13 protein-coding genes are annotated in these 14,312 nt (G+C 46.5%); 6 read left to right on the top strand and 7 right to left on the bottom strand.

What is annotated here, in order from left to right; genetic code table 11:
• Nucleotides 1-2: 2 nt before the first annotated feature.
• From D9Y29_RS03070 to D9Y29_RS03050, 5 genes are all read right to left on the bottom strand, one after another.
• Complete coding sequence (locus tag D9Y29_RS03070) at nt 3-734, bottom strand: DUF4843 domain-containing protein (protein ID WP_127124988.1); 732 nt, start codon at nt 732-734, stop codon at nt 3-5.
• Between the two features lie 24 nt (nt 735-758).
• Nucleotides 759-2,231, bottom strand: coding sequence for a RagB/SusD family nutrient uptake outer membrane protein (locus D9Y29_RS03065; protein WP_127124987.1), 1,473 nt, complete (start codon nt 2,229-2,231; stop codon nt 759-761).
• An 11-nt stretch (nt 2,232-2,242) separates the two neighbouring features.
• The gene (locus tag D9Y29_RS03060) at nt 2,243-5,626 is read right to left on the bottom strand and encodes a SusC/RagA family TonB-linked outer membrane protein (protein ID WP_206513703.1); all 3,384 of its coding nucleotides are present in this window, start codon (nt 5,624-5,626) and stop codon (nt 2,243-2,245) included.
• A 271-nt stretch (nt 5,627-5,897) separates the two neighbouring features.
• Complete coding sequence (locus D9Y29_RS03055; protein WP_127124985.1) at nt 5,898-7,103, bottom strand: FecR family protein; 1,206 nt, start codon at nt 7,101-7,103, stop codon at nt 5,898-5,900.
• 86 nt (nt 7,104-7,189) lie between these two features.
• Nucleotides 7,190-7,801, bottom strand: coding sequence for an RNA polymerase sigma factor (locus D9Y29_RS03050; protein WP_164735236.1), 612 nt, complete (start codon nt 7,799-7,801; stop codon nt 7,190-7,192).
• 144 nt (nt 7,802-7,945) lie between these two features.
• Here D9Y29_RS03050 and D9Y29_RS03045 point away from each other — a divergent pair, with 144 nt between their 5' ends.
• Nucleotides 7,946-8,404, top strand: coding sequence for a hypothetical protein (locus D9Y29_RS03045; RefSeq protein WP_127124983.1), 459 nt, complete (start codon nt 7,946-7,948; stop codon nt 8,402-8,404).
• Nucleotides 8,405-8,462: 58 nt separating this feature from the next.
• Here the strand turns inward: D9Y29_RS03045 and D9Y29_RS03040 are convergent, their stop codons facing one another.
• Nucleotides 8,463-9,626, bottom strand: coding sequence for a TlpA family protein disulfide reductase (locus D9Y29_RS03040; RefSeq protein ID WP_164735235.1), 1,164 nt, complete (start codon nt 9,624-9,626; stop codon nt 8,463-8,465).
• Nucleotides 9,627-9,853: 227 nt separating this feature from the next.
• On the opposite strand from D9Y29_RS03040, the gene D9Y29_RS03035 reads away from it, so the two are divergent.
• From D9Y29_RS03035 to D9Y29_RS03025, 3 genes are all read left to right on the top strand, one after another.
• The gene (locus D9Y29_RS03035; RefSeq protein ID WP_127124981.1) at nt 9,854-10,975 is read left to right on the top strand and encodes a sensor histidine kinase; all 1,122 of its coding nucleotides are present in this window, start codon (nt 9,854-9,856) and stop codon (nt 10,973-10,975) included.
• Nucleotides 10,972-11,712: a LytR/AlgR family response regulator transcription factor gene (locus tag D9Y29_RS03030; RefSeq protein WP_241237838.1), complete on the top strand. Its 741-nt coding sequence runs from the start codon at nt 10,972-10,974 to the stop codon at nt 11,710-11,712. Before D9Y29_RS03035 ends, D9Y29_RS03030 begins: the two co-directional genes overlap by 4 nt.
• A 109-nt stretch (nt 11,713-11,821) precedes the next feature.
• Nucleotides 11,822-12,421: an RNA polymerase sigma factor gene (locus D9Y29_RS03025; RefSeq protein WP_127124980.1), complete on the top strand. Its 600-nt coding sequence runs from the start codon at nt 11,822-11,824 to the stop codon at nt 12,419-12,421.
• Nucleotides 12,422-12,506: 85 nt separating this feature from the next.
• Here the strand turns inward: D9Y29_RS03025 and D9Y29_RS03020 are convergent, their stop codons facing one another.
• Complete coding sequence (locus tag D9Y29_RS03020) at nt 12,507-13,190, bottom strand: DUF2461 domain-containing protein (RefSeq protein WP_127124979.1); 684 nt, start codon at nt 13,188-13,190, stop codon at nt 12,507-12,509.
• Between the two features lie 172 nt (nt 13,191-13,362).
• Here D9Y29_RS03020 and D9Y29_RS03015 point away from each other — a divergent pair, with 172 nt between their 5' ends.
• Both D9Y29_RS03015 and D9Y29_RS03010 read left to right on the top strand, forming a co-directional pair.
• Nucleotides 13,363-13,920 (top strand): hypothetical protein, encoded by a 558-nt coding sequence (locus tag D9Y29_RS03015; protein WP_127124978.1) that lies wholly within the window; start codon nt 13,363-13,365, stop codon nt 13,918-13,920.
• On the top strand, nt 13,910-14,302 hold the full coding sequence (locus D9Y29_RS03010; RefSeq protein ID WP_127124977.1) for a cupin domain-containing protein: 393 nt from the start codon (nt 13,910-13,912) through the stop codon (nt 14,300-14,302). Before D9Y29_RS03015 ends, D9Y29_RS03010 begins: the two co-directional genes overlap by 11 nt.
• Nucleotides 14,303-14,312 lie beyond the last annotated feature (10 nt).

Here is a 14,312-nt window from a genome sequence, read left to right as displayed (position 1 = left end):
CCTTAATCGTATTTAGAGCGGGAATAATAAAGAGGAATGATTGGCTGGCCGGCAAGTGAGCCGTCGTCATGTTTCAGAATATCGTTGGGGTGGTCCAGGTTCCATTGTTTCACATAATCACCAAAGACGGTTGCGAGAGCCTGTGCGGCAGGCACAGTAAGCACCCTGTGTTCCTGTGTTGTGAGTGTTTTGAGGCCGGTGGTCTGCACAATGAGCTTGTATGCCTGTGTACTGGCGGCCGTGGTGAAGTAGTAACGGAAAATACTCCAGGATGGAACTACCACCTGACCCGTCCAACGAATGATATAAGTGCTGTTCTCGATTGTTCCTGTATTGAAATCAGTGGATCCGGTCAGTTTCACTCTCAACGAAACCTTTGAGTTGGCCAGTTGCGGCGCATAGCGGAGTTTTATTTGCAGGTTGCCGCGGAACTGGCCTGCCTTCACGTAGCCGCCAAGGATCTCATACAATTCATCAGGTGCGTCGGTTGCCGTATCTTTTACAGCCACCGCGCTGAAGCTGCGGTCGTGATCAACGGGGTTCCCCACGATCCTTACCGGCATTTCAAACAGGTATTCCTGATCTGGATTACCGAGAAAAGAATATTCATAAGCAACGCCGATCGTATCTACAAAATTCACAGCATCCTTTGATTGGAAGGCTGTTATGTCCTTTTTTGTACAGCTTGCTGCTGTTATGCCCAGCAACAATGTGATGATAAAATATCTGGTCATACAAAAAGATTGAAGTTGTGTTGGTTATTGTTCACGATTGCCTGATCCTTGTTCACTGTCAGGATAAGGAAGCATGTAAATCAAATCATTTGCAGTAGTATTTGCGGGTAGTCCGAAAAAGCTGGTAAAACCTCTCCTTTTGTAATAGAAAAACAGTTGTCCTTCCTGAACAAAATCTTTCTGGTACTCTTTCGTAAGTTCACCGGAAACTGTCTGTGCATCTGCATTTGAAGGGATATCCTGCACAATCCCCCTGCTTCTTCTAACAGTATTGAGCAGCTCGATGGACTCAGCCAGATCAGTGCTCATTCGTGCTTCCGCCATGATGTAATACATTTCGGAAATCCGCATTAATGGCAGCATATTCCTGGTTTCTGTATTGCCTGCATTCTGATACAGTTTCCTCAGTACCCAGGTCTTGTCTGCTGTGCCCATATCGGTAAACCAGTTCAATTGGCGGAAATCAGACAGTCCAACTGTATTGTTCAATTCATAAACAGTATGATAATTGGTTTCGAACATATATACCCCATCATCGGTAAGAATGGGCTGCAAGGAAAAATTGATGATATCATAGAACCTGTCTATGTTCAGCGCAAACACAAATTCAGATTTCATGATCACATCTTTCACGGGATTGTCGGCAGAGATAAGCCTGGCTGCAGAACCGGTTATCACTTCATTTGCTGCAGTAGCCGCTTCGGCCATTTTTGCCGCACTTCCCTGCCAGAGCAACACCCTGGCCTGCAGGGCCTTCACTGCATAATAATTCATCCGGAGGTGGCGGTTATCGAAGAAACCGGTACGATTCACTTCTGCATAATAGCTTTCGGGGTGATTATTATTCTTGTAAATGGGATCTTCTTTCAGCAATGCCGCCGCTTCGTTGATATCTTTTTCCATCAGCTCAAAAGTTTTGGCATAGCTGAGCTGTGGGGTAACTTCTTTGGAAAAACTGGTTACATAAGGGATTGCCGGTTTTCCCGCCAGTTCCGGCCTGCCTGCAAAATTACTTCTGCCATAGAGGCGCAGGAGATCGAAGTGCAAAAAGGCTCGAAGACCAAGCAGCTCCCCTTTGATGATAGAATAGCTGATAGGGTGAACCACTCCTTTCTTTTTTTCCAGGTTATCCAGCGCACTGTTGATATTGGAGATACTATTGTAATTGCCTTTCCACATAGCTTCCACTATTTCCATAGCCCCGGGTGTATTGTACTGGTACACCTGCATTTCAAAAAATCCGGAAGTACTTCCTGCCCTCCTGTAGGGTTGGGCAAGGAAGTCGAGCGCCCCCCAACTGATGTTCTTAGCATAGGCTCCTTTATCGGTCATTGAGATGTAAATCCCCATCAGGGCATCTCTGAAGCCTGCTTCGGAAGTGAACTGGTCTTCAGCTCTCACCTGGTTACCCGGCGTTACATCCAGCCATTTTTTGCAGGAGCTGGCCGTGGTCACCAGCAGAAGAGCAATTATCAGGTAATTGAAAATTTTCTGCATGATTCAGATATTTAAAATGTGGCAGATAAGGAGAACGAAAGGGTCCTGGCAAATGGATAGCTGGTACCTCTTTCGATCCTGATGGTGGAGAATGTAGCGATCTCATTCATGTTAACGCCGATGCGTAAACGTTGCATACCCAATCGCTTCGATACAATTTCCCTGAATTGATAATAAGCATTGATGGCGCCGATGGTCCATTCATTCCTGTCTTGCACAAACCTTGTGGTAGACCTTGTCAATTCCCGGGCAATAGTGGAGCTGCCATCGGGTAAGGTTTTAGTGAATGTGCCCAGTCTCTTGAACAAGGCCTGCTGGCCGGGATACAACCAACGTCCTGTAATTACACGCTTATCCACGTTGTAGGCCATATCAACATTCTCCACCCTGTCTACCAGTGTTTGATTGTACAACTGGCTGCCTCCGAGAAATCTGCCGGTGATATTCAAACCGAAGCCTTTATATTCTCCACTGATACCGAAAGTGCCGGTAAATTCCGGAAGCGAATTTCCTGCCGCCACCATATCGGAAGGGTCCCAGTTGAAAGTGGTTGACCCATCTCTTTTCACATATATTTCCCTCCCAGTGGAAGGATCGATACCAAGTGAAGGCACCGCCCAGATGGTGTTCATGCTCATGCCATCGATATATTTCTTAACGGGCGTACTTCTGTCGAGCTTGGCTGCTTCTGCATCCATGCGATTATTGAAATCCTTCATGGCATCAGATAATTCCACGATCCTATTGCGGTTGGTTTCAATACTTCCAAAGATGCTGAAGAAATTATTTCCCTTATTCCAGAGCATCCAGTTTGCATTGAGCTCAATTCCGTTGTTCCTGACCCTTCCCAGGTTCTCGGCAACCGAAGTGAAGCCTGTGGAAGATGGAAGTGTAAGCCTGGTTACAAGGTTTTCTGTGTAGGATTCATAATAATCGAAACGAAGGTTCAGGCGATGGTGAATGGAAATATCTGCGCCTATATTATAATCCATTTTTGTTTCCCACTGCAGATCCGGGTTGGGAAGATTGGTAAGATAAGAACCGGGAAGATCCTGGTATAAGCGGTCCCTGTAATATTCGTAAGTGGCCACTGATGCATTGGTGGCAAAATTGGGGTTACCGGTAGAGCCCATGGAACCACGTAATTTGAATTGGTTCACAAATGGCAATCCAGCAACAAAGAAATCTTCATTGTGCAGGTTCCAGCCTAAGCCCACACTCCAGAACTGTGCCCATCTTTTGTCTGATCCGAACTGTGAAGAAGCGCTGGAGCGCAATGTAAGGTCAGTGAAATATCGATTGTTATAAGTATACGAGAAGGATCCGAGTACACCCAGTTCACGGTTGATCATTTCTATTCCCTGGGGTCTGGAGTCAAGCAAATACCTGTTACCGAACATCACGTTTTCCATGCGGTCGCTGGTAAAACCTTCCACCACATGGTACAGTTCTGATAAGCGTTGTTCAACGGCATTCACACCCAGGTTTGCCCAGAAGTTGTGTACCCCAAGGTTCCTGGAGTACTGCAGGTTAAGGTCGCCAGATACCCTGGTCGACTTGCCGTTATTGATCTGGTAGGATCCTTTCCGCATCTGTGCAGAGTCTGTTTTCCAGTAAATATCGAAACGTGTATGTGATGCCGGGTAGAACTCGTCAGCTTCCGTGTTCTTGATATCAAAACCAAGCCTGGTAATGGCTTTCAGGCCCGGAATGATATTCCATTCAACATAGAAATTATCGGTGAAGTTGAAATACCCTGTTGTATTCTTTGTATTGATCGTGCCGTTATACATCGGGTTAGTGTACCTGGTATCTGCGTCTACATATTCCGAATAAAAAGGAATGGTGCCATCGGCTTCCTGCGATTTCCAGTAAGGATTCATTTTTACAAAATCACTGAATTGGCCATAAGGAGATTCTGTGTTATTGTTTTTGCTGATGCTCATGATATTCCTGAACAGGAAATTCTTCACCCGATAAGAAGCATTAAGGTTGGACGAGATATTCTTTCGCTGGGAACCGATCATTACACCATTCACTTCGCGGTAGGTGAAATCAGCGAGGAGGGATAAACTGGGGCCACTCAGGTCTATCGATAGATTGTGTTTATGCCCAACCCCTTCACGTAGCGGTTTCGCCAGCCAATTGGTGTAAAGACCTTCATCCGCGAGCTTTTTCCGGGAATTGTACAACTGCTGCAATCTTACCCAGGTATCGGGTTCATATTTTGGCGCGATGTACATTCCATCTATCAATTCGGCCTGGAGCTTCTCATGGGAGTTGGCCAGGTTATAGCTGGTGAGGTCCGGAATGTCCACGTCAACACTTGCATTATAAGTCACCAGTGCTCGCCCTGTTGCGCTCTTTTTGGTTTCGATAACGATCACACCATTGGCGCCCCTTGCTCCATAGATGGCTTTGGACGCTGCATCTTTGAGGATGTCCATACGCTCGATACGGTTCATATCCAGGTCGAGGATCCTTTCGATACTGGCTTCAAATCCATCGAGAATGAAGAGTGGCTCATTGGGCGACTTGAGGTAATTGCCTTTCAGGTTAGCCTGGATATCCGATTCATCTGCCGGAAATGTGCTGGTGCCGCGCAATTGTATAGTGGGCATTGCATTCGGATTGGAGCCGGCTGTGAAATTGTCGAGCACCATGGAGGGGACCAGGTTCTTCAGGCTCTGGAAAACGTTGGCATTGCCTACTTTCCTTAGTTCTTCCCCGGTGATGGTAACCGCTGCGCCCGTAAAGCTACTGGATTTACGGCTGAAGATCCCCGTTACCACCATTTGTTTCATTTCCGTTGGCTTTAGTTTGAGGCGGACCAGCATATTGGTATTGTCTGCCATCAACTTTTCTCTATGAGCTTCATAGCCGATCGCAGAAAACTCTATTACCGATCCTTGCTGAACTGTTATCCGGAATTCTCCATCAGGATCCGAAACTGTTCCAAATTTAGAGCCTACGGGAATTACAGTAACGCCCCCCATAGGCGCACCGGTGGAAGCATCATATATTTTCCCGATCACTTTGAGCATCTGAATCCTGGGGTTGCGTTTGGGAACAGTGGTGTCACTTGCCAGTTTAGCCTGCACAGTGGCCAGCCCCACTGCAATATTCTTGTCGGAGATCATGTACCTGAAGGGCTGCTCTTTGAACACGGCTTTCAAAGCCTGCTCCAGTTGTACATTCTTCAGGATAACAGATACTGGTTGGGCCTTTTGAATTATCTGATCATTGTAGAAGAAAACATAGCCAGTCTGTTTGGTGATCTTCTTAAGAACAGACTCCAGGGAGGCTTCCCTGACAGTCAGTGTCACCTTTTGTGCATATCCTGTTGCATGTACGCGCATCAACAGACAAAGCAGGAAAATAGCAGTCAGTTTCATTGCTTTTACAATTGTTGTCCGCAGAACAGAGGACAACAATTCAGATTGCACTATCCTCTGCCGGTTGGGCATTTTGGTTATTAATGGTATCCCCTCAATGGGTTGACCATTTGAAAGCAGAATCATACCTTTGTTAGGTTTGGTGAAAAATCTTGTTATCAACAGTATTAACAGCTTACAGCCAAACGCCGCCGGAAGTGCTCGCAACACTTCCGGTTTTGTTTTTATCATTATTGTTTACGGCTATACGGAATAAGGTTATGAAAAAGGATTATTTCTTCCTGGTCACAATCACAGTTCTTCCTTCGGCCCTGCAATTCACATTACTGGTGAATTCTATCAGCTTCAGCAGTTCATAAAAATCATCAGTCCTGTACATGCTTCCGCTGAATGCGTCATCGATATTTTCTTCGTTCACAAACTGCACATCGTACCACCTGCCCAGTTGACTGAACACTTCAGAAAGTTTTGCACTTTTGAATACGAATCTGCCGTCTTTCCATGCCATGGTCTGTTCCAGGTCTGCTTTTTGCACTACCAGGTCTTTCCCGCTTTGCATGATACTTTGGAAGGAAGGTGTTAATGTTACTATCTGTTCCTTCCCTTTCGAATCCCTGAACAGGGAGCTGGATTGTACTTTGCCATCCAGCAAAGTTGTTGTGAATCTATTATCATCCGGATAAGCGCTGATATTGAACTGGGTGCCCAATACTTTCACTTCCCCTCTTTGTTCCACTTCCACGATGAATGGCCGGGAAGGGTTCTTTGCTACTTCAAAATAAGCTTCACCCTGAAGTCTTACCCTTCTTTCATCGCCATTGAAGGCTACAGGAAAACGGAGTTGCGTGGATGCGTTCAACCAAACCCTGGTGCCATCCGGCAATACCATCCTGTACATTTTTCCACGCATGGTCAGCATGGTGTTGTAAATGACTTCTTCTGAACCGGATGCTTCCTGGAGCGGCTGATAAGTAAGGCTTCCATTGTCCACTACTGCCCTGGCGGCTGCATTGCTGGCTACGAGTCCTTTTTGTGAACTGTCAAGTAAGATCACACGGCCATCGTCGAGTTTCAATATTGCGCCAGCTTCTCCGGGAACAACGGGCATTTTCTGTTTTGCCAAAGATTGAGTCTTCTCTTCCTTATCTGTCTGCGTCCAGAAATATCCTGCTGCACTGACCAACAACAGCGCTATAGCGGCGGCCCACCATTTCCGGTAGAAGGGCTTCACTATGGCAGGTTGTGTTGGGCCGGCAACTGTTCTTTCGCGAATCGCTTCCCAGGCCATCCCGGAATTGCTCCCCGCCAGCATTTGCTGCATTTCCGGAACGTTCTCAAATCTGTCGTTGATGGCATTCCATTGTGCATCGTATGCGGGGTCTGCAAGCAACTCCATCAGCTCCTGCTTTTCGGCAGCCGTGTAATTTTTGCTGATGTAGCGCTCGAACAGATACAATAATTCTTCGTTGCTCTTCATTTTCAAAGGTTAAAATAGATAAGGTGGCTGGGCCAAAGGAAAAGACACCAGCCAATACATGGATGTATTAGATAATCAGAAGAAAATCAGGAAATAATTACAAAACCCACAGCCACTGCGGGGATCAGCAGTTTTTTTTCTATGAAGAATGAGCGGATGATGCGCATGGCCTGCAGTAAATGCACTTTCACGGTATTGGGCGAGATACCCATTTCCTTTGCTGTCTCTTCCCGGCTAAGTCCTTTCAACTTAAAGAGCTCAAATGCCAGTCTTTGTGCAGGGGTAAGCAATTCCATTGCTTTTGCCACCAGTCTTTCAGCTTCGGAAGACAGCAGCCTGGCATCGGCTCCTTCTCCAGCTACTTCAGGCTGGTCTTCTTGCAGAATTTTACTATTGGACCTGGCCCGGGCCAGGTCCCGGAGCACATTGAAGCAGCGGTTACGCGTGAGTATGAACAACCAGGAAGAGAAATCGGCGATGGTTGGCAGATCTGCTCTTTTTCGCCAGACCTGAACAAAAATATCCTGAAGGATTTCCTCTGCAAGCACCCTGGACTCTGTATACAGCAAGGCCACTTCAAATACCCGGTCTTTGTGAAGAACAAACAATCTTTCGAAAGCTTTTTCGTCACCTTCAGCAGTCAGTTGCAGGTACAATGAAGTCTCCTGCCCGGTTTGGGTATGGATTGGCCGGTTCAAGTCAGGGCTTTTGATTTGCGGCTAAGTTAATTTTATTTCATAATTAAATTCAGTAATTCCTTTGAAAGGTACTGCCCTCCCCTATTCAGGTATTGATATTTAGTTTGATATTTGCTAGAACCAATCCGCTAACTTATCTCAGGAATGGACAAAAGAATAACGCATAAGCAATTATTGAAGCAATTCGGTGAACAGGTTATTACGCAGCGTATAGCCATTACCTTGAAGGCTATGAACGAAGCACAGGCTGCCGCCAATCAGGAAGAGAAAAGCTCTGCAGGCGATAAATACGAAACCTCCAGGGCCATGAGCCACCTGGAGAAAGATATGCATGCACGGCAACTGCTGGCACATCAGCAGGACCTGAACGCATTACGCGCCATCAATGTTTCCACTATTCTCGATTCACCATTGCCTGGAGCATTCATCCGCACAGCTACCGGCGCCTTTTTCATTGCTGCCGGATTGGGGCAACAATCAGTGAACGGAGAATCAATTGTATTCCTCTCTCCCATCTCCCCGTTCGCAAAATCCCTGGTACAAAAAAAATCAGGCGATGAATTTGAATTCAAAGGAAAAAACTGCATTATGGAATTGTATTAGTCTAAAAAAAATGCCGCCTGCAATTGCAGACGGCAACACCAAACACAACAAGCAATTTCTATTTCGAGAAAACTTCTTTCAACTTCGCTTCCAGATCTGTTGAATACCCCGTATAGCTTTGCACGATCTTTCCCTCCCTGTCTATCAAATACAATGTAGGAATGCCGCTGAACAGGAATGTATCCATTGTTTTGTTCTTGTCAGGGCTCAGCGTTTGGGCCCATGGCATTTGTTCATCATCCATTGCTTTGATCCAGGCTTTGCGGTCTGTATCGATGCTGATGCTGAGTACATCAAAACCTTTCTCTTTGTATTGATCATATAGTGCGCGAACTTTTGGAATGGCCTGGCGGCAGGGGCCGCACCAGCTTGCCCAGAAATCGATGAGCAGGTATTTGCCTTTGTAATCGGTAGTTCCGATATTCTTCCCATTTACATCAGGATAGCTCACTTCAGGAACCGGCATGCCGGGTTTCAGCAATTTGGCCTGCGCAATATTGTCTTCCACTTTTTTCTTGTACTCAGCAATTTCCGTGAACCAGGGATATTTTGCTTTGAGGCTGGTAAGGATGGGCATGATGAAGTCCTGGTTCTTTTCCCAGTTCAGCATCTTGATGCCGGCCAGGGCCACGGGCCTGTGCTGGTACGCGCGGATCAATACTTTCAGCCTGTCGCGGAAGTCATCCCCGAGGGTCCTGTAGGGATCGAGCCCTTTGAGGTAGGCGCTCCAGGTTGTGTCTTTGGATTGGCCGGCGTAATACATTTCCTTGCTCACGGCGATCATCGTTTGGTAATCGCGGTAAACGATATGATTGATCAGGTTGAGGAACTGGTTATCGGGGGAGCCTTCGATGAAGATATAAGGATTGTTCTTGATCTTCATTTTAGCGGTATCATAACCACGGCAGTTGATGGTAGCATCTGCATCGCCCCAAACCGTGATGCGGTCCCATTTCAGGATCTCCAGGTCATAGAACCTGGGTCTGCTGGCATCTACGGTGAACTGCCATTTGCCATCCTCCTTCACTACAACGGAGTCGATGGCTTTGTACTCCCTTCCATCCCTGAAACCGATCCAGACCTTGTTATTTGCGGCATATTTCTCGGGATTGAGGAACTGTACCTGTCCCTTTATCACGATGTTCTTCTTCTTTGCTTTGGTCTGGGCCCCTGCTGTTGCCGCAGCAGTAAGGGCTAAAGCGAATACAAAAAATTTCTTCATTGGAGTAAATGCATTTAAATTGGATCGAAAGGTAATGGTGAATAAGTCTGCATTGCAGGCCATTACACCAATTACGGTTTCCGGTTGACCAACTACTGCCGCAGGCGCTCAAAAGATGTAAAGCGTTTTCCCGGTTTCATCCTTCGTTTGCCGCAACTGGTCATACAATCGGGTAACAGAAGCATATTTTTGCAAACTTCATACATAGAGAAAAGATGAATTGACTGATGACAGTGGAATTATTCAAAAGACCTTCAGTTTCTTTCCTGGTACACCTGCTGGCCTGGGAAGCCCTCTATTTCATTATGGGACTGCCCACCATGCTGGCGGCACAGTATAAGAACTGGGACAATTTCTTTTTCAATTACGGCTTGCTGGGGATCGTGAACTTCCTGCTTTTTTATGGATGCGCGTTTTATATCATCCCGGCTCTCTTCATCAAAAGGAAGAAAACTTTGATGCTGGTGATCATTTGCATTGCACTGGCATTCCTGTTCACATTCATAAAGTACAAACTGGAAATGTGGAATTTTGAAATAAGGCTGGCTGAAGCGAAAGCCATGATGGAGGCGCAGCCGGTCACCGAAGCGGTTCCACCCGTGAAGGTCAACCGGGTGTTCCCTGCCATTCCTGTAAGCCCGATGCCACTTCCAGGTTACCTGCGCGCTTATATCTGGTTCAGTTTTCTCATTATCATCATCGCCTTCACCTACAGACTGCTGCTGGTTTGGTATGGTCATGAAAAAGTGCGCAAGGACCTGGAGAACCAGAAACTGCAGGCGGAATTGTCCTTCCTCAAAATGCAGATCAATCCTCATTTTCTTTTCAATGCGCTCAACAATATTTATAGCATGGCCGTACTGGAAAGAGCGCAGAAGACTGGCAACGGCATCATGAAACTCTCCGAAATGATCCGGTACATGCTTTATGAAAAGGAGGACGAACTTTACCGCGTAACGCTCGACAAGGAGATAACCCATATCAACAATTATATCGATCTGCAAAAACTGCGTTATGAAGGCGACCTTTATCTTCACTTCACCATCGAAGGCTCAGTTGCAGGCCGCAAAATACCGCCATTATTGCTTTTCCCTTTGATAGAGAATGCCTGCAAACACGGCATCCTGCAGGACCCTCAAAGGCCCGTCACCATTCAAATGACTGTTACAGACAGGAAACTGTCTTTTTCGATCCATAATTTCAAACACGAGTTTCTTAAAGACCAAACCGGCGGTATCGGGCTGGTGAATGTGCAGAAGCGCCTGAGCCTGCTCTATCCGCAACAGGACCTGCTGCAGATACAGAACACCAGGAAGGAATTTCATGTACAATTAGATTTACCTTTATGAGCCCAACAAATGAGATAAGGATGCTGAACTGCCTGGTGATAGACGATGAGCCGCTGGCCATCAAACTGCTGGAAGACCATATCAGCCGTGTGCCCTTCCTGAAACTGGCAGGCGTGAACACCAATCCACTGGAAGCCCTGATCCAGTTCAATCAGCAGCCCGTTGACCTTATCTTTCTCGATATCCAGATGCCCCAGCTCAATGGTGTACAGTTCATGCAACTGCTGCAGAATCGCGCACAGGTGATCATCACATCCGCCTTCCAGGAATATGCTTTCGATGGCTTCGAATACAATGTGGTGGACTACCTGCTGAAGCCTATCTCCTTTGAAAGATTCTACCGCGCTGTGGAGAAAGCCTGGAAGATCGCCAATCCTTCAGACAGGCCGCCGGCCACGCCCGACCTGTATCCCGGCACAGGCGGTTACATTTTTGTAAAAGTGGAAACAAAAATGGTAAGAGTGGAACTGGATGATATATTGTATGTGGAAGGATTGAAGAATTATCTTTCCATCCATACCCGCGCCCAGCGCATCATTACCTTACAAAGCATGAAACAATTGGAAGAGGCTTTGCCTCCCAATCGTTTCCTTCGTGTACACAAATCCTACCTGGTAGCAATGGATAAGATCAATTCTGTGGAAAGGCAGGAGATTCATATCGGCAGTACTATTATTCCTGTAGGAAGCACTTATGCTGAGAATTTTTTCAAACAGCTGAACCGGCTGAAAGCCTGATGAACAAAAGTTTTGCGTTAAACGGGTATTGATTAAGTTTACAGCCCATCATGATCTTGTCCGCCCATTAAACCACCTGTTTTCATACTCAAGTAAAATCAGATACGCATTGCAGCATGAACGTTCACATACGGTCAATGAAGCCTCCATGCCCCTGGACGAAGAACTGGTACAACAGCTCGCAGCAAGCAGCATGGCTGCTTTCCAGTTGCTGTACAAAAGATACCAGCCCCTGCTGTATCGTTATCTCCTGCCCTTCCGGATGGTGGAAGATCCGGATGAAGTGATACAGGATATCTTTCTCAAACTCTGGACGAAACGTGAATCACTTACAGCCGTTCGTTCCCTCCCTCAATATCTTTTCCGCATGGCCCGCAACCGCCTGCTGGACCTCCACAGGAGCAACCGCGCCAGGCAGGAGCGCGAAACAGCCACCAGCGCGGGTCCTGAGCCTTCCGGTATGAGCCCGCTAGAATGCAAGGAATTCTATGAGTATGCGCTCCGCGCCATTGCTCGCCTTCCTGAAAGGCAACGCATTATTTATGAAATGAGTGTATTCCAGGACAGGTCGCTGGATGAGATCGCTTCAGTGCTTGGGCTCTCCAAACCAGTTGTGATCAAGCAACTCTATCTCGCCAATAAAATGGTAAGAGGCGAAGTGAAGAAATTCAGCCATCTTTTCTTTTCACTGCTCACTGTAATTCCCTGAATGAAGTTTGTAAGGGTTACAAAGATCCATACCAGGCTGGTGATCTTAAGGAATGCAGGCTTGCTCTGTTTCCCGGAAAGGATATTTATTCCCCATTGGCGTCAGTACTCAGTAACTCGCTCATATAATCGAAGAAAGGCCGCATATGCCTGAAGGTTAGATCGGCAGCTTTCAGGAATCCTGTACCTAATACTTCTTCATCTGTAAAATGGCGGATCAGCAGGAATTGCTTGTATCGGAGCAGGTCTATGGCTTCATGATTTGCGTCAAATCCTTTCGGGGCAGTCTTTACCTGCTCTCCTTTCAATGCACCGAAACTGGACTTGAATGTTTTGCTGTTGATGATCTTTCTCAATGGTTCGTTGTCAAAAGCAATGTCTTCCCTGATCCGCTTCAGGTCTGCCGGCACAGGTCCCCAGAATCCGCCTGCAATAAAACTGTTTCCCGGTTCGATATTGTAATAATAACCGCCCCTGCGATATTTGGTTGCCCGTTTGAAACGGCCGCTCCAGTTGGACTTGTAGGGTGTTTTGTTTTGTGAGAAACGGGTATCGCGGTAAATGCGGTGCAGGCTTTCTTTGCCGGACCTGGTCTCCAGCTGATCGTGGAGGCTTAGCGCCTGTAACAGAGCTTCTGCAAAAGCGGCCATTTTTTCCTGCTCCTGTTGAAACTCCGTTTTGTGTAACTGGAACCAGTCCCTGTTATTGTTTTTACTGAGCTGGTTCAGAAACCGGAGGCTGGAAGCTGGTATTTGTGGCTGTTTTTGCATAGTGAATGGCCGGTCTTTTATGGCGGCAGGCGTGCAAAGATACATTGTTGATCAGACAGGTTACATTCATGCTAAACTGATATCCCCGTGTTTTCACGTTTTTTTTATCCCTGGATTTACTTAATTTAGTTTGATCAGCTAATCTAATTCCCTTCATCTTCAAGTTTCTTCTATGTTCGCCGATGTCAATTGGGTAGAAATCATTATTGGTTTCCTGCTGGGATTACTCCCTGCAGGGATCGGATTCATACGCAATCTCTTTAAAACGATCTTTGATAAATCGAAACTCCTGGGGCAGTACTATCTGTATCATTTAAGTGGAACTGAAGCCGGCCTTGTCAGAAAAAAGAAACTGAAAATATACAAATCGATAAAAGGCTACCTGGCAGTATCCCTTGAAAAATCCGAACATACCGGTCTTTCTTTCAAAGGAAGAGTAATGGAAAGCTCCGGCGCTTTACGTTATCTCAATATAAAAGGGGATAATAATAAAGAAAGGATTTTCATCATCATTAACGTTCCCATCAATGATAATTTCGATCGGATGTCTGGTGTGATGGCGGCCCTGAATATTCATGGCAAACCTTTATGTGGCCGTATCCTCCTGAGTAAAAGAGATGATCTCCCTGACAGTGAAGTAAAAGCGGTTACTGGTGATAGTAATTTATACGCGGAACCGCTGAAAAGCGTGGTGCCTGCACCCAATAAATCTGCAATACATGGAACTTAAGATAGCTGCCTGGGCTAACGCAGATGATCAGGGTAACCTGATTGTTGAAAGCGGCGAGCGCCCCATAAAGATGATGCACAGCGATGGAACTGGATCTCCCTTATTCTCTTTTAAGGGCTTTGGCGCCGATATTATCAGGTTCCCGCCAAACGGGAAAGTAGGTAATCATACACATGAAGGTGATCATATCCTGTTTGTGATCAGGGGAACGGGCATTGTTGAGTATGATGGCGTACAGTATGAATTGTATCCGGGCCTTGCCTACCTGGTCCCTGGCCAGGTGCCGCACGCCATTTACGCAAAAGAAGAACTCGTTTTAATTGCAGTGGGCAATGATCACCGCCCCCTGAACAGCGAAGACCGATTGAATGTGATCTCCTGATTTACGAATA

It is taken from the genome of Pseudoflavitalea rhizosphaerae, assembly GCF_003991355.1.
GTDB classification, from domain to species: Bacteria; Bacteroidota; Bacteroidia; order Chitinophagales; family Chitinophagaceae; genus Pseudobacter; species Pseudobacter rhizosphaerae.
Note: the sequence above shows the minus strand (reverse complement) of the source record. Positions and strands in the feature narration are given on the sequence as shown.